The 26140-nt window shown below is 76.3% G+C and carries 8 protein-coding genes; 6 read left to right on the forward strand and 2 right to left on the reverse strand.

The window, feature by feature from the left end; all coding sequences use genetic code 11:
- The first annotated feature begins 1 nt into the window (after window position 1).
- The 5 genes from O7628_RS23180 (at window position 2) to O7628_RS23200 (ending at window position 16961) form a co-directional block, all read left to right on the forward strand.
- On the forward strand, window positions 2-9553 hold the full coding sequence (locus O7628_RS23180) for a type I polyketide synthase (RefSeq protein ID WP_278133605.1): 9552 nt from the start codon (window positions 2-4) through the stop codon (window positions 9551-9553).
- 25 nt (window positions 9554-9578) lie between these two features.
- A complete protein-coding gene (locus O7628_RS23185; RefSeq protein WP_278133607.1) occupies window positions 9579-13568 on the forward strand; it encodes a beta-ketoacyl synthase N-terminal-like domain-containing protein in 3990 nt (1329 codons plus the stop codon).
- A gap of 84 nt (window positions 13569-13652) precedes the next feature.
- Window positions 13653-14690 carry an ATP-binding cassette domain-containing protein gene (locus tag O7628_RS23190; RefSeq protein ID WP_278133609.1) on the forward strand — a complete coding sequence of 346 codons (1038 nt, stop codon included), beginning with the start codon at window positions 13653-13655 and terminating at the stop codon, window positions 14688-14690.
- Entirely contained in the window at window positions 14687-15520 is an 834-nt protein-coding gene (locus O7628_RS23195; RefSeq protein WP_178064103.1) for an ABC transporter permease, read from the forward strand. Before O7628_RS23190 ends, O7628_RS23195 begins: the two co-directional genes overlap by 4 nt.
- A 13-nt stretch (window positions 15521-15533) precedes the next feature.
- Window positions 15534-16961 carry a glycosyltransferase gene (locus O7628_RS23200; protein ID WP_278133612.1) on the forward strand — a complete coding sequence of 476 codons (1428 nt, stop codon included), beginning with the start codon at window positions 15534-15536 and terminating at the stop codon, window positions 16959-16961.
- Between the two features lie 70 nt (window positions 16962-17031).
- Here the strand turns inward: O7628_RS23200 and O7628_RS23205 are convergent, their stop codons facing one another.
- Together O7628_RS23205 and O7628_RS23210 are read right to left on the reverse strand one after the other, a co-directional pair.
- Window positions 17032-19857: an AAA family ATPase gene (locus O7628_RS23205; RefSeq protein ID WP_278133614.1), complete on the reverse strand. Its 2826-nt coding sequence runs from the start codon at window positions 19855-19857 to the stop codon at window positions 17032-17034.
- A 518-nt stretch (window positions 19858-20375) separates the two neighbouring features.
- Complete coding sequence (locus tag O7628_RS23210) at window positions 20376-23216, reverse strand: LuxR family transcriptional regulator (RefSeq protein ID WP_278133616.1); 2841 nt, start codon at window positions 23214-23216, stop codon at window positions 20376-20378.
- A 1513-nt stretch (window positions 23217-24729) separates the two neighbouring features.
- Between O7628_RS23210 and O7628_RS23215 the strand changes: the two genes are divergently transcribed.
- Window positions 24730-26133: an AMP-binding protein gene (locus tag O7628_RS23215; protein ID WP_278133618.1), complete on the forward strand. Its 1404-nt coding sequence runs from the start codon at window positions 24730-24732 to the stop codon at window positions 26131-26133.
- Window positions 26134-26140 lie beyond the last annotated feature (7 nt).

Raw genomic sequence — 26140 nt, forward strand, 5'->3', positions numbered from 1 at the left:
GATGGCCAATGAAGACAAGCTCCGCGACTACCTCAAGCGGGTCATGGCGGATCTCCACGACACCCGTCGTCGGCTCAGTGAGGCGCAGTCCCAGGAACTGGAGCCGGTCGCGATCGTGGCGATGAGCTGCCGCCTGCCCGGCGGGGTGCGCAACCCCGACGAACTGTGGGAGCTGCTGAGCCAGGGCCGGGACGCCGTCGCGCCGTTCCCCGCCGACCGGGGCTGGGACGTCGAACGGCTCTACCACCCCGACCCCGACCACCCGGGCACCTCGTACGCCCGCGAGGGCGGGTTCCTCGACTCCGCCGGCGACTTCGACTCGGCGTTCTTCGGGATCTCGCCCCGCGAGGCGCTGACCATGGACCCGCAGCAGCGGCTGCTGCTGGAGACCGCCTGGGAGGCCGTCGAGGCCGCCAGCATCGACCCCGCCTCGCTGCGCGGCAGCCGCACCGGGGTGTTCGTCGGCACCAACGGGCAGGACTACGGGACCCTGCTGATGATGTCGCCTGACGGCGACGAGGGCCACTCGATGACCGGTGGCGCGGCGGCCGTCGCGTCCGGCCGGGTGTCGTACACCCTCGGCCTGGAGGGGCAGGCCGTCTCCATCGACACGGCCTGCTCGTCGTCGCTGGTCGCGCTGCACCTCGCCGTGCAGGCGCTGCGGGCGGGGGAGTGCGACCTCGCCCTGGCCGGCGGCGTGACCGTCATGGCCACCCCCGGCCTCTACATCGGGTCCAGCCGGCAACGCGCCCTCTCCCCCGACGGGCGGTGCAAGTCGTTCGCCGCCGCCGCCGACGGCGCCGGTTTCTCCGAGGGCGTCGGCTGGCTGCTGGTCGAGCGGCTGTCGGACGCCCGCCGCAACGGCCACCCCGTCCTCGCCGTGGTACGCGGCTCCGCCGTCAACCAGGACGGCGCGTCCAACGGGCTCACCGCCCCGAACGGGCCCGCCCAGCAGCGGGTGATCAGCCAGGCCCTCGCCTCGGCCCGCCTGTCCACCGCCGACGTGGACGTGGTGGAGGCGCACGGCACGGGCACGACGCTGGGTGACCCGATCGAGGCGCAGGCGCTGCTGGCCACGTACGGGCAGGACCGGGGCGACGCCGCGCCGCTGCTGCTCGGCTCGGTCAAGTCGAACATCGGGCACGCCCAGGCGGCGGCCGGCGTGGCCGGCGTGATCAAGATGGTCCTCGCCATGCGGCACGGCGTCGTCCCGGCGACGCTGCACGTGGACGCGCCGTCGCCGCACATCGACTGGTCGGCGGGTGCGGTGGAGTTGGCCACCGAGGCGACGCCGTGGCCGCAGACCGGTCGTGTCCGGCGGGCGGCGGTGTCGTCGTTCGGCATCTCCGGCACCAACGCCCACGTCATCCTCGAACAGCCCGACGAGCCCGCTGACGTGCCGGCCGGGGTCCGTTCGCCGGGTCTGGTCGACGCCGACGTGGCGGTGTGGCCGGTGTCGGCGCGGTCGAAGGCGGCCCTGGCCGGTCAGGCCGAACGGCTGGCTGCGTACGTGCGGGAGCGCGGCGACGTGGAGCCGGCGGTGGTCGGTTGGTCCCTGGCGACGACCCGGTCGACGTTCGACCACCGGGCCGCCGTGGTCGGGTCTGGGGTCGAGGAGCTGTTGTCGGGGCTGGACGCTCTCGCTGGTGGCCTGCCGGCGGGCAACGTGGTGTCCGGTGTGGCTGCGTCGCCGGGTGCTGGTCCGGTGTTCGTGTTCCCGGGTCAGGGTGCGCAGTCGGCGCGCATGGCCGCCGGTCTGGTCGGCCGCACGCCCGTCTTCGACGCGAAGTTGGCGGAGTGTCAGCGGGCTTTGGCTCCGTTCCTGGACGTCGACCTGGTCTCGGTGTTGACCGGGGATGACGAGTCGTGGTTGGAGCGGGTCGAGGTCGTCCAGCCGGTCCTGTGGGCCGTCGGCGTCGCCCTCGCGGCGGTGTGGGAGCACGTGGGTGTGGTGCCGCAGGCGGTGGTGGGTCATTCGCAGGGTGAGATCGGTGCGGCGTGTGTGGCGGGGATCCTGTCCCTGGCCGATGCGGCGAAGACGGTCGCCCTGCGGTCGCGGGCCCTGGCCGTGTTGCGGGGGACCGGTGCGATGGCGTCGGTGGACCTGTCGGCCGTCGCGGTGGCCGAGCGTCTCCCCGCGTTCCCGGGTGTGGGTGTGGCGGCGGTGAACGGTCCGGCGACGGTGGTGGTGTCGGGTCCGCCGCAGCCGGTCGCGGACCTGGTCGACGCCTGCCAGGCCGAGGGGGTCCGGGCCCGGTTGATTCCGGTGGACTACGCGTCGCATTCCCCGTCGGTGCAGGAGGTGGCGGAGCGGCTCCGGGCGGATCTGGCCGACGTGAGCCCGCAGTCGGGTCGGGTTCGGCTGGTGTCGACGTTGACGGGTGACTGGGTCGACCCGGCGTCGATGACCGCCGACTACTGGTATGACAACCTGCGGCAGACCGTGCAGTTCGACGCGGCGGTCCGGGTCGCTATCGCGGCCGGGCACTCCACGTTCGTGGAGATCAGCCCGCACCCGGTGCTCACCATGCCGGTCACCGCGATCCTCGACGACGCCGGGGTCACCGGGCACACGATCGGTAGCCTGCGGCGGGGTGACGACGACCCGACGCGGCTGCTGTCCAACCTGGCCACCGCGCACGCGATCGGCCTGCCCGTCGACCTGACGAAGGTCCTCGCCCCCGCCGGCACCGTGCCGCTGCCCACCTACGCGTTCGAGCACCAGCGGTACTGGCCCGCCCCGCCGCTGTTCCTCACCCAGGGCGAGGCCACGCCCGACATCGACCGGTGGCGGTACCGGATCACCTGGCCCGCCCTGCCCGACCTGCCGCTGACCTGGCTCGCCGGGACGTGGCTGGTCCCGTTGCCCGCCGGCACGGCCGACGACCCGCTGGTCGCCGGAGTGCTCGGCGCGCTCGGCAACTTCGGCGCGGACGTCGTACCCGTCGAGGTGGACACCGTCGGCGACGCCGCGACCCTCGCCGACGGGCTGCGCGCCGTGCTCCCGGCGGACGGTCCGGCGGCCGTGCTGTCCCTGCTCGGCCTCGACGGGCGGGCGCACCCCGACCACCCGGCCACCACCCTCGGCGTCACCGGGACGGTCGCGCTGGTCCAAGCGCTCGGGACGCTCGGCGTCGAGGCCCCGCTGTGGTGCGCGACCCGGGGGGCCGTCGCCGTCGCCGCCGACGACCAGCCGCCGCACCCCACGGCCGCCGCCGTCTGGGGCCTCGGCCGCGCCGTCGCCCTGGAACACCCCGGCCGCTGGGGCGGCCTGATCGACCTGCCCGACAGCCTCGACGCGCACGCCGGCGCCCTGCTCTGCGCGGCGCTCGGCGACACCGGCGGCGAGGACCAGCTCGCCGTCCGCGACTCCGGGGTGTACGCGCGCCGGCTCACCCGGATCACCGACCCCGAGCCGGCCACCCCCGGCGACCCGGCCTCTGCCGAGGCGGCCGGCGGCCCGGACGCGGCAGTCTCCGACGGCCCGACCCCGCAGGCCACCGACGAGTCGGCCGGCGGCTGGCGGATGCGCGGCACCGTGCTGATCACCGGCGGCACCGGTGGTCTCGGCGGGCACCTCGCCCGCTGGGCCGCCCGCCACGGCGCGGCGCACCTGCTGCTGGCCAGCCGGCGCGGCCCCGACGCCCCGGGCGCGGCCGAGCTGGAGGCCGAGCTGACCGACCTCGGCGTACGGGTCACCGTCGCCGCCTGCGACGTCACCGACCGCGCCCAGCTCGCCGCCCTCCTCGCCGCCGCCCCGGCCGACGCGCCGCTGAGCGCCGTGCTGCACACCGCCGCCGTCCTCGACGACGGCATCGTCGACACGGCCACCCCGCTGCGCCTGCACACCGTCGCCGCGCCCAAGTGCGTCGCCGCCGACCACCTCGACGAGCTGACCCGCGACCTGGACCTCGACGCGTTCGTGCTGTTCTCCTCCGTCGCCGGCACCACCGGCAACGCCGGCCAGGGCGCGTACGGGGCGGCGAACGCCTACCTCGACGCCCTCGCCGAGCGGCGACGCGCGCAGGGCCGGCCCGCCCTGTCCGTGGCGTGGGGGGCGTGGAGCGGGGCCGGCCTGCCCGCCGACAACGAGCGCGCCCAGCAGCGGCTGCGCCGGGGCGGCATGGTCGGCATGGACCCCGACCTGGCCGTCGAGGCCCTCGCCCGCGCGCTGCGCCGGGGCGAGACGACGACGCTGATCGCCGACATCGACTGGGCCCGGTTCGCGCCCGCGTTCACCCTGGTCCGGCCCAGCCCGCTGATCGGCGACCTGCCCGAGGTGGTCGAGGCGGGCAGGGCCGCCGCCGCGCCGGACGCCGAGGAGGAGGCGGACGCGCCGTCGGGCGCGCTCGCCCGCCGGCTCGCCGGGCTGTCCCGGGCCGACCGCGATGAGGCGCTGCTGGAGCTGGTCCGCCAGTGCGCGGCGACCGCGCTGGGCTACGGCTCGGCCGACGACGTGCCGGCCACCCGCCCGTTCCGGGACCTGGGGCTGGACTCGCTGACCGCCGTGGACATGCGCAACTTCCTGGCCACCGCCACCGACCTCCGGCTGCCCGCCACGCTCGCGTTCGACTACCCGAACCCGACGGCGCTCGCCGCGCACCTGGCGGAGCTGCTCACCGGGGCCGACCCCGAGCCGGCGGCCCCCGCGCCGGCCGCCGCGCCCGTGGACGACGAGCCCATCGCGATCGTCGCCATGAGCTGCCGGCTGCCCGGCGGCGCGGACAATCCGGAGCAGCTGTGGCAGCTCCTCGCTGCCGGCGGCGACGCGATCGGCGAGTTCCCCACCGACCGGGGCTGGGACCTCGACCGGCTGTTCGACTCCGACCCGGAGAACGAGGGCACCAGCTACGCCCGGGAGGGCGGCTTCGTCACCGGCGTGGCCGACTTCGACCCCGTCTTCTTCGGCATCAGCCCCCGCGAGGCCCTCGCCATGGACCCGCAGCAGCGGCTGCTGCTGGAGGCGTCCTGGGAGGCCATCGAGCGGGCCGGCATCGACCCGCAGGCCCTGCGGGGCACCCCCACCGGCGTGTTCGTCGGCACCAACTACCAGGACTACCGCAACCTCATGTTCAGCGCCGAGGGCGCCGAGGGGCACCTGATGACCGGCAACGCCGGCAGCGTGCTCTCCGGCCGGGTGTCGTACACCCTCGGGTTGGAGGGGCCCGCCGTGTCGGTCGACACGGCCTGCTCGTCGTCGCTGGTCGCCCTGCACTGGGCCTGCCAGGCGCTGCGCCAGGCGGAGTGCTCCATGGCCCTCGTCGGCGGCGTCACCGTCATGTCCACCCCCGGCGTGTTCGTCGGCTTCAGCCGGCAGCGGGGTCTGGCCCCGGACAGCCGGGTCAAGGCGTTCGCGTCGGCCGCCGACGGCACGAGCTGGGGCGAGGGGCTGGGCGTGCTGCTGGTGGAGCGGCTGTCCGACGCCCGCCGCAACGGCCACCCCGTGCTCGCGGTGATCCGGGGCTCCGCCGTCAACCAGGACGGCGCGTCCAACGGGCTGACCGCCCCCAACGGGCCGTCGCAGCAACGGGTCATCCGGCAGGCCCTGGCCAACGCCGGGCTCACCGCCGCCGACGTGGACGCCGTCGAGGCCCACGGCACCGGCACGAAGCTGGGCGACCCGATCGAGGCGCAGGCGCTGCTCGCCACGTACGGGCGGGAGCGGCCCGCCGACGAGCCGCTGTGGCTCGGCTCGATCAAGTCGAACATCGGCCACACCCAGGCCGCCGCCGGGGTCGCCGGCATCATCAAGATGGTCCTCGCGCTGCGCTACGGTTTCCTGCCGGCGACCCTGCACGTCGACGAGCCCACCGACCAGGTGGACTGGAGCGTCGGCGCGGTCGAGCTGCTCACCGAGGGCCGGCCCTGGCCGGTCACCGGTCACCCGCGCCGGGCCGCCGTCTCCTCCTTCGGCATCAGCGGCACCAACGCGCACACCATCCTGGAGCAGGCCCCCGAGGAGCCCGCCCCGGTCACGCCGGCCGGCGACCCGGGTCGGCTGCCGGTGGTGCCGGTGCTGCTGTCGGCGCGTACCCCGGCGGCCCTCGCAGCCCAGGCCGGGCCGTGGGCCGACCAGCTCACCGGGCCGGAGGCCCCGCCGATGGTCGACGTCGGCTGGTCGTCGGCGGTGTCCCGGGCCGCCCTGGACCACCGGGCCGTCGTCCTGGCCGCCGACCGGATCGCCCTGCGCACCGGGCTGCGCGCCCTCGCCACCGGCGACGACTCGCCGCTGCTGGTCACCGGGGCCGTCGCGCCCCGCCCGAAGGTGGCGTACCTGTTCTCCGGGCAGGGCGCGCAGCGGGCCGGGATGGGCCGCGAGCTGGCCGCGGCGTTCCCCGTCTTCGCCGCCGCCCTCGACGAGGTCTGCGCCGCCTGCGACCCGCACCTGCCCGGGCCGCTGCGGCCGGTGCTGTTCGCCGAGCCCGGCACCGCCGACGCGGCGCTGCTCGACCGCACCGAATACACCCAGCCCGCGCTGTTCGCCGTCGAGGTGGCGCTGTTCCGGCTCCTCGACGCGTGGGGGCTGCGGCCCGACGCGGTCGCCGGGCACTCCATCGGCGAGTTCGCCGCCGCCCACGCCGCCGGGGTGCTGTCGCTGGCCGACGCCGCCGCGCTGGTCGCCGCCCGGGGCCGGCTCATGCAGGCCCTGCCCGACGGCGGGGCGATGCTCGCCGTCGCCGCGGCCGAGGCCGACGTGCTCGCCTCGCTCGGCGACCGCGCCGACCGGGTCTCCGTCGCCGCCGTCAACGGCCCCGCCGCCGTGGTGCTCTCCGGGGCCGGCGACGCCGTCGAGGAGCTGGCCGCCGAGTGGGCCGCCCGGGGCGTCCGCGTGCGGCGGCTCACCGTCAGCCACGCCTTCCACAGCCCGCTGATGGACCCGGTGCTCGCCGACCTCGCCGCCGTCGCCGGGCGGCTGGACTGGCGGGCCCCGGCCGTGCCGATGGTCTCCACGGTCACCGGCGCGCCCGTCGGCGCGGACGAGCTGGCCGACCCGGCGTACTGGGCGCGGCACGCCCGCGACGCCGTACGCTTCGCCGACGCCGTCGCGGCCCTGCGCGAGCAGGGCACCACCGCGTACGTCGAGATCGGCCCCGACGGGGTGCTCACCGCGCTCGCCCAGGCCGTCCTCGCCGAGGGCGCCCCGGCCGGCGGGCGGGCCCCGCTGGTCGCGCCGACCCTGCGCCGGGACCGCCCCGAGCCGGCGGCCCTGCTGCGGGCCGTCGCCGCCCTGCACACCCACGGCGTCAGCCCCGACTGGCCCACCCTGTACGCCGGCACCGGCGCGCAGCGCGTCGACCTGCCCACGTACGTGTTCGACCGGCAGCGGTACTGGCCCGAGCCGCCGCCGTGGGCCACCGCCGCCCCCGACTCCGCCTCCGTCGACGGCGGCGGCGCGGGCGACGACACCGAGGTCGAGCGGCGGTTCTGGGCGGCCGTCGACGCCGAGGACCTCGACTCCCTGGCCCGCGAGCTGGACGTCGACCGCGACCAGCCGTTCGGCGCGGTGCTGCCGGCCCTGTCGGCGTGGCGGCGGCGCGGCCGGGAACGGTCTCTCGTGGACGCCTCCCGCTACCGGGCGGTCTGGGAGCCCCTCGCCGCCACCCCGGAGCCGCAGGAGCCCGGCCACTGGCTGGTGCTGCTGCCCGCCGACCGGGTCGACGACCCCGTCCTCGACTCGTGCACGTGGACCCTCGGCACCGATGTGACCACCGTCGGCGTCGACCTCGCCGCCGACCCCGACGAGTTGGGCGGGCAGCTCGCCGACGTGCTCGGCGAGGCCCTCGACGCCGCCGAGGGGACCCTGTCGGTGCTGTCCTTCCTCGGGCTGGACGACGCCGGGCACGCCGAGCACCCGGCGCTGCCGCGCGGCCTCGCCGCGACCGTCCAGCTGCTCCAGGAGCTCGCCGACCGCGACGCGGCGGCCCGGCTGTGGTGCGTCACCCAGGGCGCGGTCGGCACCGGCGCCGGCGACGCGCCGGCCAACCCCCGGCAGGCGACGCTGTGGGGGCTGGGCCGGGTCGCGGCCCTGGAGCAGCCGGCCCGCTGGGCGGGCCTGGTCGACCTGCCCGCCACGATCGACAGCTGGGCCGCGATGCGGCTCGGCAACGTGCTCACCGGCGGCGTCGCCGAGGACCAGCTCGCCGTCCGCGAGTCCGAGGTGCTGGTCCGCCGCCTCGTCCCGGCCGGCACCGCCGGGGAACCGGAGCCGTGGCAGCCGCGGGGCACCGTGCTGATCACCGGCGGCACCGGCGCGCTCGGCGGGCACGTGGCCCGCTGGGTGGCCGCCGCCGGCGCGCAGCGGGTGGTGCTGACCAGCCGCCGCGGCACCGACACCCCCGGCGCGACGGAGCTGCTGGCCGAGCTGACCGCCCTCGGCGTCGACTGCCGGGTCGCCCGGTGCGACGCCGCCGACCGGGCCGGCATGACCGACCTGATCGCCGACCTGCGCCGCGACGGGCCGCCGCTGCGCGCGGTGGTGCACGCCGCCGGGGTCAGCGAGGTGGTGCCGCTGACCGACACGACGCTGGAGGACCTCGCCTACGTCATCGCCCCGAAGCTCGTCGGCGCGGAGCTGCTCGACGAGCTGCTCGACGGCGTCGAGCTGGACGCGTTCGTGCTGTTCTCGTCCATCGCGGCGGTGTGGGGCAGCGGCGGGCAGGGCGCGTACGCCGCCGGCAACGCCCACCTCGACGCGCTCGCCGAGGCCCGCCGGGGCCGGGGCCTGCCCGCCACGTCCGTGGCGTGGGGGCCGTGGACCGAGTCGGGCATGTTCTCCGACGGCGCGCCGGAGCAGCTGCGCCGCCGGGGCCTGCGGGTCATGCCGCCGGGCGTGGCGCTGGCCGGGCTGCGGCACGCCCTCGCCGCCGGGGACACCTGCGTCACCGTCGCCGACGTCGACTGGGCCACCTTCCACCCGCTGTTCACCGCGCTGCGGCCCAGCCCGCTGCTGGCCGGCCTGCCGGCCGTGCACGCGCTGACCGCCGCCCCGGCCGCCGGGCCGGACCCGGCCGCGCCCGCCGGCCGGGACCTGCTGGCCGGGCTGCGGTCGCTGCCCGGCCAGGAGCGGCGGGCCGCGCTGCTGGAGATGGTGCGGGTCGACGCGGCGAAGGTCCTCGGCCACTCCTCCGCCGACGCGATCGAGACCGACCGGGGCTTCCTCGACCTCGGCTTCGACTCGCTGACCGCCGTGGAGCTGCGCAACCTGCTCACCGCCGCGACCGGGCACGACCTGCCCACCACGGTCGTGTTCGACTACCCGACCCCGGCCGGGCTCGCCGACCACCTGCACGAGGAGCTGTTCGGCGGGGAGGCCGGCCCGGACGCCGGCCCCGGCGCGGGCGGCCCCGGCGACGAGGAGCAGGTGCGGCGGGTCCTCGCCGCGATCCCGCTCGACCAGCTCCGCCAGGCCGGCCTGCTCGACCAGCTCCTCCAACTCGCGCACACCGTCACCGGCCCGGCCACGGCGGCCGCCCCGGCCGCCCCGGAGGCGGAGATCCGCGAGCTCGACGTCGCCGGCCTGGTCCGGATGGCCCTGGAAGGCACCGACTCGTGACCCGGCCCGCCCCAAGGAGCCCCGAATGAGCGTCTCGCTGGACGAGGTCGTCAGCGCGCTGCGCGCGTCCCTGCTCGACAACCAGAAGCTGCGCCAGCAGAACCAGCAGCTCGCCGCCACGCTCGGCGAACCGGTGGCGATCATCGGGATGAGCTGCCGGTTCCCCGGCGGGGTCGACTCGCCGGAGCGGCTGTGGGACCTCGTCGCCGCCGGCGGTGACGCCATGGCCCCGTTCCCGGCCGACCGGGGCTGGAACATGGACGCGCTCTACGACGCCGACCCGGCGAGCCGGGGCACCTCGTACGTGCGCGACGGCGGGTTCCTCTACGACGCCGGGGACTTCGACGCCGCGTTCTTCGGCATCAGCCCCCGCGAGGCCCTCGCCATGGACCCGCAGCAGCGGCTGCTGCTGGAGGCCGCGTGGGAGGCGTTCGAGCGGGCCGGGATCGACCCGACGACGCTGCGCGGCGCGCCCACCGGCGTCTACGCGGCCACCAGCAGCCAGGGCGACTACGCGGCCCTGCTGTCCGGGGTCGGCGGCGGCGTCGAGGGCTACCTCGGCACCGGCAGCGCCGCCGCCGTGGCCAGCGGCCGGATCTCCTACACCCTCGGCCTGGAGGGCCCGGCCGTCACCGTCGACACGGCCTGCTCGTCGTCGCTGGTGGCGCTGCACCTGGCCTGCCAGGCGCTGCGGCTCGGCGAGTGCACCCTCGCCCTGGCCGGCGGGGTGTCGGTGATGGCCACCCCGACGGTCTTCGTCGAGTTCTCCCGCCAGCGGGGCCTGTCCACCGACGGGCGGTGCAAGTCGTTCGCCGCCGCCGCCGACGGCACCGGCTGGTCCGAGGGCGTCGGCATGCTGCTCGTCGAGCGGCTCTCCGACGCCCGCCGCAACGGCCACCGGGTCCTCGCCGTGATCCGGGGCAGCGCCGTCAACCAGGACGGGGCCAGCAGCGGGCTCACCGCCCCCAACGGCCCCTCCCAGCGCCGGGTCATCCGGGCCGCCCTCGCCAACGCCGGCCTCACCACTGCCGACGTCGACGTCGTCGAGGCGCACGGCACCGGCACCCGCCTCGGCGACCCGATCGAGGCGCAGGCGCTGCTCGCCACGTACGGGCAGGACCGGGGCGACGCCGCACCGCTGCTGCTCGGCTCGGTCAAGTCGAACATCGGCCACACCCAGGCCGCCGCCGGCGTCGCCGGGGTGATCAAGATGGTGCTGGCGATGCGGCACGGGGTGCTGCCGCCCACCCTGCACGTCGACGAGCCCACCCCGCACGTCGACTGGTCCGCCGGGGCGGTGACGCTGCTGACCGAGACGACCCCGTGGCCGGACACCGGCCGCCCGCGCCGCGCCGGGGTGTCCGCGTTCGGGGTCAGCGGCACCAACGCGCACACCATCGTCGAGCAGGCCGACCCCGCCGACGCCGAGCGCGCCCGGCCGGCCGGGACGCCGGCCCCGCCGGTGCCGTGGATCGTCTCCGCCCGCTCCGCCCCGGCCCTCGCCGGGCAGGCCCGCCGCCTGCTCGACCACCTGGCCGCCCACCCCGACCTGGCCCCGGCCGACGTGGCGTACTCGCTGGCCACCACCCGGGCCGCCCTGCCGCACCGGGCCGCCGTCACCGGCGACGACGCCGACGCGCTGCGCGCCGGCCTGCGCGCCGTCGCCGAGGACCGGCCCGCCCCCCACGTCGTACGCGGCGTGGCCCGCCCCGCCGGCAGGCTCGCGTTCCTGTTCACCGGGCAGGGCGCGCAGCGCCCCGGCATGGGCGCGGAGCTGCACCGCCGGTTCCCCGTCTTCGCCGCCGCGTTCGACGAGGTGGCCGCCGAGCTCGACCGGCACCTGACCCGCCCGCTGCGCGAGGTGGTCTTCGCCGCGCCGGGCACCCCCGAGGCGGCCCTGCTGGACCGCACCGAGTTCACCCAGCCGGCGCTGTTCGCGTACGAGGTGGCCGCGTACCGGCTGGTCACCGCATGGGGGGTGCGCCCGCAGCAGCTCCTCGGGCACTCCGTCGGCGGGCTGGCCGCCGCGCACGTCGCCGGGGTGCTGTCGCTGGCCGACGCCGCCGCGCTGGTGGCCGCCCGGGGCCGGCTCATGCAGGCCCTGCCCGCCGGCGGGGCGATGCTGGCGGTGCGGGCGTCCGAGGCGCAGGTGGCCCCGCTGCTCGACGGTCGGGTCGCCCTGGCCGCCGTCAACGGCCCCGCGTCGGTGGTGCTCTCCGGCGACGCCGACGCCGTGGCGGCGGCCGGCGAACGGCTCGCCGCGCAGGGGCACCGGACCCGGCCGCTGCGGGTCAGCCACGCCTTCCACTCCGCCCGGATGGACGCGATGCTGGCCGACTTCCGGGTGGTCGCCGAGAAGGTCACCTGGCATCCGCCGGCCGTGCCGCTGGTGTCCGACCGCACCGGGGCCCCGCTGAGCGCCGCCGAGGCCACCGACCCCGGCTACTGGGTCGACCACGTCCGGGACACCGTCCGCTTCCACGCCGGCATGGCCACCCTCGCCGCCGCCGGGGTCGGCACCTTCCTGGAGCTGGGCCCCGACGGCGCGCTCACCGCCCTGGGCCGGGAGTGCCTGCCCGACGCCGACGCGGCGGCGTTCGCGCCCATCGGCCGCCGGGACCAGCCGGAGGCGGCCACCCTGCTCGCCGCGCTCGCCACCGTCGACCTGCGCGGGGCGGGCGTCGACTGGGCCGCGCCCTTCGCCGGCACCGACGCCGCCCTGGTGGACCTGCCCACCTACGCGTTCCACCACGAGCGGTACTGGCCGGAGCCGCCGGTGCTGCACCTCGCGCCCCGACCGGAGTCCGACGCCGCCGAGGAGGCGCCGGCCGACGAACCGGTCGTCGACCCCGCGCGGTTGCTACGGGACCGGCTCGTCGCCAGCGCGGCCGGCGACCGGCACCGGATCCTGCTCGACCTGGTCCGGGCACAGGTGGCGACCGTGCTCGGGCACGCCTCGCCCGGGGCGATCGAGGCCGACCGGGACTTCCTGGAGCTGGGCTTCGACTCGTTGACCGCGCTGGAGCTGCGCGACGCGCTGCGCCAGGAGACCGGGGCGGACCTGTCGGCCACCCTGCTGTTCGACCACCCCACCCCGACGGCGCTGGCCCGGCACCTGCTCGCCCAGCTGCTCGGCGCGGACGCGGCCGGCAACGTGGCGGCCGGCGGCGGCCCGCCGGAGGGGGCCGGCGGCCTCCTCGGCGGCCTGTTCCGCGAGCCCAAGGCCCGCGAGGACGCCGCCGGCTACGCCGAGCTGCTGGTCAAGCTCGCCCAGTTCCGCCCCAGCTTCACCGAGCCCGGCCAGCTCAGCCGCCCGGCGGCGATCCTGCGGCTCGCCGAGGGCGGCGCCGGCGCGGCCCCGATCGTGTTCTGCTGCACCATGTCGCTGCTCTCCGGCCCCCACGAGTACGCCCGCGTCGCCGCCGGCTTCCGGGGCCACCGCGACGTGTGGGCGCTGCCCAACCCCGGCTTCGCCGTCGGCGAGGAGCTCCCCGCCGACCTGGACGCGCTGCTGCGGGTGCACGCCGACACGGTGCTGCGGACGGTCGGCGGCGGCCCGTTCGTCCTCGCCGGACACTCCGGCGGCGCGATGGTCGCCAACGTGCTCGCCCGGGAGCTGGAGCGGCAGGGCCGCCCGCCCGCCGCGGTGGTGCTGATGGACACCTACCCGGCCGACAGCGAGGTGCTCGGCGGCTGGACGGGGCAACTGCTCGACGGGATGGTCGAGCGGGACAGCGCGTACACGCCGATGGACGACTACCGCACCACCGCGTGGGCCGGCTACCTGCCGCTGTTCCTCACCTGGCAGCCCGCCCCGATGGAGTCGGCGACGCTGCTGGTGCGGGCCACCCGGCCGCTGGGGCAGTGGCACGGCGAACCCGACGGGTGGCGGTCGCGGTGGCCGTACCCGCACGAGGCGGTGGACGCCGACGGCGACCACTTCACCATGGTCGGCGAGCGGGGGCCCGACCTGGCCGCCACCGTGCAGCGGTGGCTGGCCGCCAGGGGCCTGTGACGCCGCCCCTGGCCTGCCCCTAGCACCCCCTATCGGAGCGATTGACGACTGTCCCAGCCGGGACCAGGACGGGAGCATGGCGACGTGGACGAGGCAGTGGTGGTCGAGGAGCTGGTCAAGCGGTACCAGCCCAACATGCCGCCGGCGGTGGACGGACTGAGCTTCTCCGTCGCCGCCGGTGAGGTCTTCGGTCTGCTCGGGCCGAACGGCGCGGGCAAGACCACGACGATCGGGGTGCTGACGACCCGGGTGCGGGCCACCTCAGGGCGGGCGGTCGTGTGCGGGGCGGACGTCGCCCGCTCGCCGGCCGCGGCCCGGCAGTTGCTGGCCGTGGTGCCGCAGCGGGTGAACCTGGACCGGGCGCTGACCGTCCGGCAGAACCTGCTGTTCCACTCGGCGTACCACCGGGTGTCCCGGTCGGTGCGCACGAAGCGGGCCGACGAGCTGCTGGAGCAGATGGGCCTGAAGGACTTCGCGAACGCCCGCACGGACTTCCTCTCCGGCGGCCTGGCGCAGCGCACGATGATCGCGCGGGCGCTGATGCACGCGCCGAAGGTGCTGTTCCTCGACGAGCCCTCCGGCGGCCTCGACCCGCAGTCGCGGCTGTTCGTGCACGACCGGATCGCCGAGCTGAAGCAGGCCGGCGTCACCGTCATGGTGACCACCCACGACATGGACGAGGCGGAGAAGCTCTGCGACCGTGTCGGCATCGTCGACCACGGCAAGCTGCTCACCCTGGACACCCCGGCGGCGCTCACCCGCACCCTGCCGGGCAGCAGCACGCTGACCCTGGTGGTGTCGGCCGGCGCCCCCGCCGAGGACGTGCAGGCGGCGCTGGGCAACGTCGCCGACGTGGAGCGCGTCGAGCGGCTGCGGGCCGGCGGCCCGCCCGGCGGGATGCCGATGTTCCCCGGGATGCCGCCGATGCCGGTGCCGGACGCCCCCGCCGACCCGGACGCCACGCTGTCCTTCCGGCTCTACACCGGCACCGCGCCGGCCAACGCCGTGCCGATGGCGCTGAAGATCCTCACCGACCTGCGGTGCGAGGTCCGCGACCTCAGCATCGGCCAGCCCAGCCTCGAAGACGTCTTCATCCACCTGACCGGAAGGGAACTTCGGTGAGCGTCACCGCACCCGCCACCCCGTCGACCGCCGTGGCGCCGGCCGCGCCGGTGCGCGGGCTGGACCAGCTCGCCACCTTCCGGGCGGTGCTCTGGCGCGACATGTTCGTCACCAGCCGGGAGCTGGGCGCGTTCTTCGCCCAGGTGTTCCTCCAGCCGCTGTTCATGCTGCTGATCTTCGGCAAGGTCCTCACCAGCCTCGGCTACGCCAGCAACGACTTCGCCAACGTGCTGCTGCCCGGCGTCATCGCGCTCAACGCGTTCCTCATCGGCCTGGAGAACACCGCCCTGCCGATGGTGATGGACTTCTCCTTCACCCGCGAGATCGAGGACCGGCTGCTGTCGCCGATGGCGATCCCGCTCGTCGCGTTCGAGAAGATCGTCTTCGGGGCGATCCGGGGGGTCATCGCCGGGGTGGTGCTGATCCCCATCGGCATGCTGATGCTCGGCGTGAGCTGGCCGCTGTCGACCCTGCTGCCGGTGCTCGGGGTGCTCACCGCCGGGGCGATGGTCGGCGCGGCCATGGGGCTGACGTTCGGCACCCTCGTCCCGCCGCACCGCATCCAGATCATGTTCACCGTGACCATGACCCCGCTGATGTTCACCGGCGCGACCCAGTTCCCGCTGCGCGCCCTGGACCAGCTCCCCTGGTTCCAGGTGATCTGCGCGCTCAACCCGCTCACCTACGTCAGCGAGGCCACCCGGTCGCTGGTCGCCCCGCCCGGGGTGCAGTCGGTGCCGCTGTGGCTGGACCTGATCGTGCTGGCCGGGGTGTTCGTGCTGTTCAGCGCCGTCGGCATCCGCGGCTTCATGCGCCGGGCGATGGACTGAGGCGGCCGGCGCGATGACGACCCAGGCGGCCGGCGCGACGACGGCCGACGAGGGCCCGCTGCTGATCGTCACCTCGGGCAGCTCCGGGCTGTTCAACCCGCTGCTCACCCTCGCCGGCGAGCTGAAGCGGCGGGGGACGCGCCGGGTGTTCTTCGCCTGCACCGACGAGCGGCGGGCCGACGTCGAGGGCCTGCCCGGCGGCGGGGAGCTGCGCTTCCTGTCGCTGGGGCCGGCCCGCCTGGCGGTGCGCCCCGAACACTGGGACGACGAGACCCACCGGCGGATGTCCGCCGGCAGCCGGGTGGAGAACTTCGCGACGTACGTCGACACCTCCGTCGACTACGACTACCTGCACGAGCTGTACGAGCGCTGCCTGACCCTGGTCGACGAGGTGGCCCCGGCGCTGGTGGTGGTCGACTCGTTCGCCTCGTTCGGGATGGACGCGATGACCGTCCGGGGCGTGCCGTTCGTGATCAGCGTGTCGGTGCCGCCGTCGAACTTCCTCCAGGACAGCCTGCCGCCGACGTACCCGGTGCCGCTGTCGGGGCTGCCCCTGCACATGAGCCCGAGCCAGCAGGCCGCCAACGGCCGTCACCGCGAGGCGCTGCTGAAGACCCTGATGGAGCCGGAGCGGCTGGCCCGCAACACCGCCGCCGCCGAGCGGCGCCGGGCCGCCGGTATCCCCAACGTGGAGCTGCGGCCCTCGCTGTACGCGCAGGCGGCGCGGGCGCTGCTGGCGTACACGGTCTTCGGCCTGGAGTATCCCTTCGCCACCGCGCCGGCGACGCTGCGCACGGTCGGCTCGATGGTGCCCACCGAGATCGTGCCGAGCCCCGACGGCGCGGAGCTGCGCGGCTGGCTCGACGCCCACGAGTCGGTGGTCTACGTCGGGTTCGGCACCATCATGCGCCCGAGCGCCGCCCAGGTGGCCGCGCTCGTCGACGTCGCCGCCCGGCTCGGCCCCGAGCACCACGTGCTGTGGAAGCTCCCCGCCGACCGGCAGCGGCACCTGCCGCCGGCCGGAGAGCTGCCGGCGAACCTGCGCGTCGAGTCGTGGCTGCCGTCGCAGGTGGAGGTGCTGGCGCACCCGCACGTGCGGGTCTTCTTCAACCACGCCGCCGCCAACGCGATCCACGAGGCGGCCTGGTTCGGCGTGCCGCAGCTCGTGCTGCCGTTCTGGTTCGACTGCCACGACGGCGCGGTCCGGGTCGTCGACGCGGGCGTCGCCCTGGCCGTCGAGCACGACGACGCCCTCGACGTCGACGACATCGTGGCGAAGCTGCGCCGGCTGCTGACCGAGCGCGCCTTCCGGGACCGGGCGGCGCTGTGGAGCCGCCGGCTGCGCCAGGCCGGCGGGGTCACCGCCGCCGCCGACCTGGTGCTGCGCCACCGCGACGAGGCGATGGCGGCCCGTCGCGCCGTCGCGCCCGTCGCCGGCTGAGCCCCTTCCGCCGTACGCGAGAAGGGGCCGGCGCGGTGGTCACCCACCGCGCCGGCCCCTGCGTCGTCGGTCAGGACGCCGCGCCCTGGGGCTCCTCCACCAGCGGCTCCGCGTAGGCGACGAGCCGGGCCGGCAGGTCGGTGCGCCGCTTGACGTCCAGCTTCCGGTAGACCCGGGTGAGGTGCTGCTCCACCGTGCTGACGGTGATGAACAGCTTGCTGGAGATCTGCCGGTTGGTGTGCCCCTGGGCGGCCAGCGCGGCGACCCGGCGCTCGGCCTCGCTGAGCCCGTCGTCCGGCTCGTGCGCCTCCGCCCCGGCCGGGTACGCGGGCAGCGCGCCGCCCGCGTCCCGCCGGATCAGCCGCTGGGCCAGCACGGACGCCCCGCAGTCCTGGGCCAGCTGGTAGGCGCGGCGCACCAGCAGCCGGGCGCGCGCCGAGTCGCCGGCCCGTTGCAGGCTCTGGCCGGTGTCGCCGAGGGCCCGCACCAGCTCCAGCCGGTCGCCGCAGCCCTGGAGCAGGTTGACGGCCTCGCCGAGCAGCTTGCGCCGGTGGTCCTGGGCGGCGGTGGTGGCGAGCAGCCGCAGCGACCGGCCCCGGGTCCGGTCGTCGACCCCGTGCGCGACGCGCAGCTGCTCCTGCAACAGCTGGGTGGCGTGGGTCTTGTTGCCGACGCTGAGCTGCACCCGGGCCAGCTCCAGCCGCCACGGCACCAGCCCGGCCACGTCGATGCCCCACCCGCGCATCAGCTCACCGCAGCGGCGCAGGTCGGCGGTCGCCGCGTGCGGCCGCCCCATGGCCAGGTGGTGCCGGCCCCGGGCGGCCAGGTAGTGCACGCCCAGCGGGGTGCGGAACATGCCGGCCGGGACGGGGTGGGCCAGCCAGCGGTCGGCCTCGGTGAACCGGCCCGCCTCGGTCGCGCAGGCGATCAGCGTGGCCAGCGGCCCGGCGATGGCCACCCCCCAGGCCGGGGCGGGGATGTCCTCCAGCGCCGCGCGGGCGTGGTGCTCCGCGCCCGGCAGGTCGCCCAGCCGCAGCGCGGCCTCGGCGCGCACCGCCCGCACGACGGCCCGCCACACCGGGGCGTGCCGGACCGCGGGCCGGTTGAGCAGGATGTCCGCCCAGGCCACGACCCGGTCGCTGCGGCCCGACCAGAGCAGCGCGAGCAGCGGGGCGGTGAGCAGCCCCACCGCGCCGTCGTCGGTGTGGTGCCGTTGCAGCAGCTGCTCGGCGGTGGCCACGGTGTCGGTGTCGGCGGTCGGCAGCAGCGCCGTGCCGAGCACCGTGACCGCCTGCAACTGGGGGCTGACCGACGTCGGCGCGGTCGCCGCCCGGCTCCACGTGCTCGGCGTCTCTCGGACGGAGGCGAGCTGGTCGGGGTGCGAGAGGGAGACCAGGAGCTGCATGGCCCGCAGCCGGCCGGCTGGGCCGTGGTCGTCGTCGGCGGAGAAGCCGCTGACGGCCTCGGTGGCCTCCTCCACCCGCCCCTGCCAGAGCAGGAACGGCACGGTGGCCAGGGCGGCCCCGGTGGACCAGCCGGCCGCCCGCGCGGACTCCACCAGCTCGCTTAGGTGCCCGTTGGCGGCGAGCGGGTTGACCTGCCACCGGGCGTTGACCAGCATGGCGGTGGCAGCGGTGCGCTGCCGCTCGTCGACGTCGGCGCGGGCGACCAGGCGCAGGCACGCCGCCGCCACGTCGGGCCGGCCCGACGCCAGGGCCTGCGCGGCGGCGTCGGAGAGCACGGGCACCACCCAGGGGGCGTCGGCCCACGCGGCGGCGACCAGGTGCTCGGCCACCGCGCCCGGCTCCGCGCCGTGCTCGTGCAGCACCTCGGCGACCCGCTGGTGCAGGCCGCGGCGCTCCTCGGGCGACATGTCGGTGAGGATGGACCGCAGGATGCGCGGGTGCCGAAGCTGGTCGGCCTCCATCAGCCCGGCGGTGCGCAGCACCCGCACCGCCGGGGCGGCCGACTCGGGCACCACGTCGAGGACGTGGCCGAGCAGTTCGGTCGGCACGGGGCGGTTCAGCACGGCGAGGGCCTGCGCGACGCGCCGCACCCCCGGCTCGTGCCGGTAGAGGCAGCCGAGGACGGCCTGGTCGAACGGGTCGCCGCCGGTCGGGTCCGCGCCGCGCTCGTCGCCCGCGCCACCGGGGGCCCGCTCGTCGATGAGGGCGCGGGTGAGCAGCGGGTTGCCGCCGGTCATGCTCAGGCAGCGTTCGGCCGCCTCCCGGGCGGCGGCGGCCCCGCCGTCGGCGTCGACCAGCCGGGCGATCCCGTCGACGGTCAGCGGCGGCAGGCTGATCCGCGAGAAGTACGGCTGGCTGAGCAGCTCGGCGCGGAACAGCGGGTGCGGCGGGCGCAGCGTCGACGCCTCGGTGAGCACCACCATGATCCGGGCGTGCCGCAGCCGCCGGGTGACGTAGAGCAGGCAGTGCAGCGACGCCGGGTCGGCGTGGTGCACGTCGTCGACGGCGAGGACCAGCGGCCCGGCGTCGGCGAGGTCGAGCAGCGCCGTGAACAGGCCGTGCAACAGGGGCGCCCAGACCCGGTCGCCGGCGGCCGCCCCGTCGGCCGCGTCCCCGCCGGGCTCCGGCAGGGGCCCGGCGAAGGCGGCGTCCCGCATCAGGTTCTCGATCCGGGCCGTCGCCTCCTGGTCGAGCCGGGCACTGTGGAGCAGCTGCCCCAGGACCCCCAGGTGGAGTCCGCGTTCGGCCCGCGACCCGGCCGCGCCGAGCACCCGCCCCCCGGCGGCCCCGGCCCACTCGCTGAACGTCTCCAGCAGACTCGTCTTGCCGCTGCCCACCGCGCCCGTCACGAGCGCGACGTGTCCGCGTTGGTGTTCCGCGCAGGCGTCGAACGCCCTGCGGAGCCGATCCAGTTGTTCCTCCCGCTGCACCAGCACCACTTCTAAGCCAGCCCTTCTCGTCCGCGGTGCCGGGCCGGGATCACCGGCGCTGCTCGGACACCGCCCCCCCAAGCCGGACAGCCGCCCCTCCACCACACCCACCCGTTGCCCCGGGTAGGGGTGGAGCGCACCGGGCCGCCATGCCGGGTGGATCTTGAACTGTCCCTGGCCGGACCGCGCTCCCCAGCGAGCGATCCGGATGTCCAGGCGAGTCTGGCACCGGGTCGGTTGTGCGACAACGGGAGCGAGACCCCATCGTTTCGCGCGTAAACCTGCGGTCCCGGATGGCCGTTAGGGGTTGCCAGCGACGCCGTAAGGGGGGTCGGGAACGGCCGGGTGGCGGCGCGTGTCGACGGGACGTACAGCAGGTGGCGGCGGGGCGGGGTGATGGTGTCACATGGTCGGGTCGCGGCGCACCTCCGCCCGGGCAGGGCAGGGGGCCGTCCGGCGGCCGGACGTGGGCGTTCGGGTGCGCCGGGCGGGCGGTGCGGCGTCGGGCGCGGCGCGGGTCAGTGCCGGGCGTCGCCGTCGCGGCCGGGGGGCTTGCGGGGCGCGCCCAGGCGTTCCGCCGGCATCGCGCCGGGCCGGTCGAGCCGCAACCGCACGGCCAGCTGCCGGCGCGAGTCGACGTCGAGCTTGCGGTAGATGCGGGTCAGCCGCTGCTCGATCGCGCTGACCGTCAGGAAGAGCTTCTCGGCGATCTCCCGGTTGGTGTGGCCCTGCGCGGCCAGGGTGGCCACCCGCGACTCGGTGTCGCTGAGCCCCTCCACCAGCACCGCCGCGTCGGGGTCGGCACCGGCCGGTCCGCCGCGGCCCGGGGCGGCGGCCGGCCGCAGCAGGGGGAGGCCGCACTCCTGGGCCAGCGTCCGGGCGGCCCGGGTCGCCTTGCGGGCCTGCCGCAGGTCGCCCGCCTGCTGGTAGGCGTGGCCCAGGTCGGTGAGGCTGTGGGCGAGTTCCATCCGGTCGCCGCACTGGCGCAGCAGCCGCACGGAGCCGCGCAGGTGCGGGATCGGGTCCCGGCCGTCCTCCGCCGCCGCGAGCACCCGCAGCGCCGCGGCCCGGTAGCGCACGTGACCGGGCCGCAGCCGCCCCAGCTCCTCCCGGACCAGCTTCTCGGCCTGCGGCCGGCGGCCGAGTTGCAGCAGGGCCCGGGCCGACTCGGTGCGCCACGGGATGAGCGCCGGAAGGTCCAGCCGCCAGGCCGCCATGAGCTGCCCGCAGAGTTGGAAGTCGGCCAGGGCGCTCTCCGGGCTGCCCGTGGCCAGCGCGTGCAGCCCCCGGGCGTGCAGGTAGTGCAGCCCGAACGGGGTCTCGAAGAGCACCTGGGGCACGGGCACCTGGAGGCAGGCCGCCGCCGCGTCGAGATCACCCAGGAACGTCAGGGCCCGCAGCCGGATGGCCAGCGGTATCCCGATCACCACGCCCCAGCCCTTCGGGGAGAGCTGGTTCAGCGCGGCGTCGGCCAGTTCCTGCGCCCGGGTCAGGTCGCCGCGCCGGCCGGCGATCGCCGCGTCGAGGGCGGCCAGCATCGCCGCCGGGGTGGGATGCCGGCTGACGGTGGCGCTGCGGCCCAGCCGGCCGCACCATTCGCCGGCCAGGTCCAGCCGGTCGGCGTAGATCATGGTGATCAGGGCGCAGATGGCGGTCCACATGTCCCGCTCGTCGTCCAGCCCGATGGTGGACAGCACCCGCTCGGCCTCCTCGACGGCGCCGCCGTCGCCCCGCTCCAGCACGGAGGCCAGCATGGTCACGCCCTGGAGCCGCTGCTTCACCTTCGCGATGGTCAGCGGGTCGCGCCGGGCCGGGACGGGGGCCTGGTGGTCGACCGTCACCCCGGGGTAGAGGGTGGCCATCCAGCCCTTGGTGACCAGCAGCTCGGCCGCGGAGCGCGGGTCGCTGCTGTCGGCGCGGTCGCTCAGGTGCCGGACCAGCTCGACGGCCTTGTCGATCTGGCCGTGCCAGAGCAGGTACTGGATCGGCCCGGCGGCCTGCGTGCTGCCCAGGTGCCCGGCCCGGACGGCGCTGGCCACCCCCTGTAGGTGGGGCATCGCGCCCTGCGGGTCGAGCCGCCACTCGGCGCGGGCGAGGGCGGAGCGGGCGCGTGCCCGCAGGCACTCGTCGGTGCCGTCCCGGTGGGCGCGGCGCAGGAACCGCAGGGCCGCGTCCACCTCGCCGTCGAGCAGGGCCTGCTCGCCGGCGTCGAGCAGGGTCCGGGCCATCCAGGGCTCGGCCAGCGAGTCGGTACGCAGCAGGTGCCGGGCGACCAGGACCGGCGACTCGCCGTCCTCGTGCAGCAGGCAGGCGGCCAGCCGGTGCAGCCGGGCGCGTTCCTCGGCGGTCGTGCCGTCGAGCACGGCCCGGCCGACGGCGGGGTGCCGCAGCCCGCCCTCGGTGATCAGGCCGGCGCTGGTGGCCTCGTCGATCGCGAGCAGGGCGGACTCCGCGCGCACGTCGACGAGCTGCGGGAGCAGCGCGCCGTGCAGCGGCTCGTCGGTCACCGCGAGCGCCCGGGCCGCCTTGAGCACCAGGTGCTCGCAGCGGTAGAGGCAGCTCAGCACGGCCTCCCGGAACGCCTCGCCCGACTCGGGCCGGGCGGCGCCGCGCGGCACGGCGGCCAGGTGGTCGTCGGCGAGCGCCTGCACCAGCAGGGGGTTGCCGCCGCTGATCCGGTGCGTCTCCTCGGCGATGCTCCGCGCCGTCGGCGCGCCGAGCCGGTCGGCCAGGGCCCGGTGCGTGCCGTCCAGGGTGAGCAGGGGGACCCGGATCCGGTGCAGCCGGGCCGGTTGCAACAGCTCGGCATAGACCTCGGGGTGCCAGGGACGGGTCCGGGGGGCCTCGGTCAGCACGATCAGCACGGGCAGGCCGGGGATGCGTCGGGCCACGTAGTCCAGGCAGCGCAGCGACGGCACGTCGGCGTGGTGGACGTCGTCGATCCCGATCACCAGGGGGCCCCGGGCGGCCAGCTCCAGCAGGGCGCCGCCGATCGCCGCGATGGTCCGGGCCGGCCCCTCCTGGTCGTCGTCGAGGTCGGACCAGGTGAGGACGCCCTGGTCGAGCAGCCGTTCGAGGCGGGCGCGGGCGTCGTCCGGCGGCGTGGCCCGGACGAGTTGGCGGACGACCTCCAGCGGGACCGCGCGCTCGGCCCGCGAGGCGCTCGCCCCCAGGAAGCGGACGTCGGCGTCGGTGGCCCGCCGGGCGAGGGCCTGGAGGAGGGTGGTCTTGCCGGCGCCGACGGGACCGGTCAGCGCGATCACCGGCCGGGCGTCGACGGCCTGACCGGCGGGTCGGCGCAGGTCGCCGAGCCGGCGGGCCAGGAGGTCGAGCTGGTGGGACCGTTCGCTCAACTCCATGGGCGTGGCCTCGGAGGGCGCGCGGGGCCGGTCGTCACGGGGCCCGCCACCTTCCCTGGTCTGCCATCGAGCCTGACGAAATCGGAGACCGGCAATTTTCGACCCATTCCCGTATTGGCGAATATAGACGGCCGTCACGCGTTCGCGGCGAGCCATCGATTAGCTTGACTGGCTGATGCTCCCGGACCAGGGCACTGCCAGCACCTTCGACAATTCTAGGGCCCGTCCGGACGCATCCCCCCGCTATCGACCGCCGTGCATGGTGGGAGTATGGCAGTCCGGCAATTGGGCGGCAAGCCGAAGGTTGTAAAGGATAGGCAAACATCGGTTTGGTGTCTTCCGCCGCCGCTGGCCACGTCGGCGGAACTGACAGCGGACGGTCGCCGGGTGAATTCACAAAGTGATACGTGAGCCTTTCTCTGGTCGGTTGATGCCGTTTTCGGGGCTTGCCGACAATTGGGTGGAAAGCGTTGTGCGACCCCCGTTGACCGGGAGGGAGCGCTCCCCGCGACGCTGGGCGGGGAATCTGCGGGTCCCGCCCTGTGGGCGGGCGTCGCCCCGCGCCCGGTCCCGGTGGTGGTGGCGCTGCGTGCTGGCCGGGCGGGCGTCCGGCGTCGGCGTCCGGCCACCCCGCCCCTCTCGGCGGCCGGCCTCGTGACGCTGCGGTTCCCGGGGCGGAACGGGCAGTTCACGCCCTGGCGGGTGCCCCGGGGCGGGGACGTCGGCGGTGGACGGGCCGCCGCGCTCGGCGGCCCGGAGCCGGGTGTCCGGCGGCGTCCCGCAGGGCGGGAGGATCTCGCTGCGTGAGGGACCGGTGGTGCCGGCGGACGGTGGCCGGCTCGCCGGTCGGCCGCGCGCGAGCGGCGGGGATCGATGGCCTCGGCATTTCGGGCCGGGGTGGGGTGTCCGTCCAGGGTGGAGCCGGTCGGCGGTTCGGCGGGGCCGTGGGAAGGCCGCGTCCCCTTCGATGGCATCGACGCGTTCTTGCCCGATTCGGGACGCTTCAAAAACAAAGGAGGTCTTTGCCGTTAAAGGTGGGCTCCACGCGACCGGCCGGCGGCGGAGCGTGGGCCCGGCAGTGGCTGAAGTGAATCGGGCCCGAATCAAAAAGCGTGGTCGGCATCGATATATAGGGATGCCGTTTCGGCGGGGTCGCCCAATCCGCGCGGTCCGTGCCGCAATTCCAATTCCGCCCGGGCCCCGGCGGCCCGGCGACCGCCCGCCGGTTCGCGGAATAGCCGCGCCCCGCCCGAGGCGTCCGGCCCCGCCCCGGCGCGGGTCCTGCCTGGCCCGCCTGCCCGCCGGTGCGGCGGAACCCGGGTCGCGGTGGGCGTCGCGCGCCACGGCTAGGGGTTGTGCCGGGCGATAGGCGCAGCCTAATTTCGGGGCACCCGCAGCACGCGGGGATGGCCGGATATGGGGCTACCCGCACCCATGACGCGAAGGGTTCTGTGGCCGCGATGTCCCTGCCACCGCCGAGCCTCGTCGGCGCCCTCGACAGAGGTTAGGGCGGATGACACTGCTGCCGGCGTTACGCGCCTCCGGCGCGGACCGCCCCGACGCCGTCCGGGTGGCCGGGCGGACGCTCTCCAGCGAAGCCCTGCTCGGCTGTGTCGACGCGGTCGCCGACCGGATCCGGGGCGCCGCCGCCGTCGCGGTCGACGCCACCCCCAGCCTGGAGACGGTCGTCGCCATGGTCGGCGCGGTCCAGGCCGGCGTGCCGCTGGTGCCCCTGCCGCCCCGGGCCGACGGTCGGGAGCGCGGCCGCATCCTGCGGGAGTCCGGCGCGACCGTGCTCCTCGGCGGCGACCCGTCCGACGCCCCCACCCGGGCCGTCGGCGCCGGGCTGGCCACCGTCCCCGTCGACCTGAGCGGACGCTCCTCGACCCCCCAGCCGGAGCCGCCCCCCGACGCCGACGCGGTGATCCTCTACACCGGCGGCGCGAGCGGGCCACCGCGGGGCGTCCGGGTCTCCCGCCGGGCCATCGCGGCGGACCTGGACCTGCTGGCCGACGCGTGGCGGTGGAGCGGCGAGGACGTCCTCGTCCAGGGCGCCCCGCTGTTCCGGGCGTACGGACTGGTGGTGGGCCTGCTCGGCGCGCTGCGCGTGGGCAGCCGCTTCGTCCACCTCGACCGGGACGCCGCCGCCGGCCCGGTCGGCACCATGTACCTGGCCGTCCCCTGCCAGTGGGCGCGCATCTCGCGCGACCGCCCCTGGGCCCGGTCGCTGTCCGGGGCGCGGATCCTGGTCTCCGCCGACGCCCCGCTGGCCCCCGCCGTGACCGAACGGCTCCGCCTGCTCACCTCGCACTCCCTCATCCAGGGGTACGGCACCACCGAGACCCTGATCGCGGTGACCGGGCGGGCCGACGCGCCCTGCCCCGCCGGCGTCGCCGGGACGCCCCTGCCCGGCGTGCAGACCCGCGTCCTCGACCGTGACGACCGGCCGGTGCCGGCCGACGGCGAGTCCGTCGGCGAGCTGAGCATCCGGGGCCCGACGCTGTCCAGCGGCTACGTCGACGGGCGCGGGCGGTGCGCCGACCCGGCCGGCTGGCACGCCACCGGCGACCTCGCCACCGTCGCGGCCGACGGCTCGCACCGGATCATCGGGCGGCGACGGACGGACGTGGTGCACGGGCGCGCCCGGCGGGTCCACGCCGGGCAGGTCGAGGAGGTGCTCCTCAGCTATCCCGGTGTCCGGGACGCCGCCGTGGTCGGCACCCCGCACGCGGCGCAGGGCGAGCAGGTCACCGCGTACGTGGTCGCCGCCGAGGGGCTCACCGCCCAGGCGCTCATCGACCACGTGGGCCGCCACCTGTCGGCCGGGCAGCGGCCCCGTCGGGTGCACTTCGTCGACGAGCTGCCGCGCAGCGCGCAGGGCCGGATCAGGAAGTCGCTGCTGATCGCGGCCGGCTGACCGCGAC

Origin of the sequence: Micromonospora sp. WMMD956, assembly GCF_029626125.1 — a bacterium.
GTDB classification, from domain to species: domain Bacteria; phylum Actinomycetota; class Actinomycetes; order Mycobacteriales; family Micromonosporaceae; genus Micromonospora; species Micromonospora carbonacea.

Coding starts and splice junctions, on each gene's coding strand:
- O7628_RS23185 (WP_278133607.1), top strand. CDS start 9,579: ATGAGCGTCTCGCTGGACGAGGTCGTCAGCGCGCTGCGCGCGTCCCTG.
- O7628_RS23200 (WP_278133612.1), top strand. CDS start 15,534: ATGACGACCCAGGCGGCCGGCGCGACGACGGCCGACGAGGGCCCGCTG.
- O7628_RS23180 (WP_278133605.1), top strand. CDS start 2: ATGGCCAATGAAGACAAGCTCCGCGACTACCTCAAGCGGGTCATGGCG.
- O7628_RS23215 (WP_278133618.1), top strand. CDS start 24,730: ATGACACTGCTGCCGGCGTTACGCGCCTCCGGCGCGGACCGCCCCGAC.
- O7628_RS23210 (WP_278133616.1), bottom strand. CDS start 23,216: ATGGAGTTGAGCGAACGGTCCCACCAGCTCGACCTCCTGGCCCGCCGG.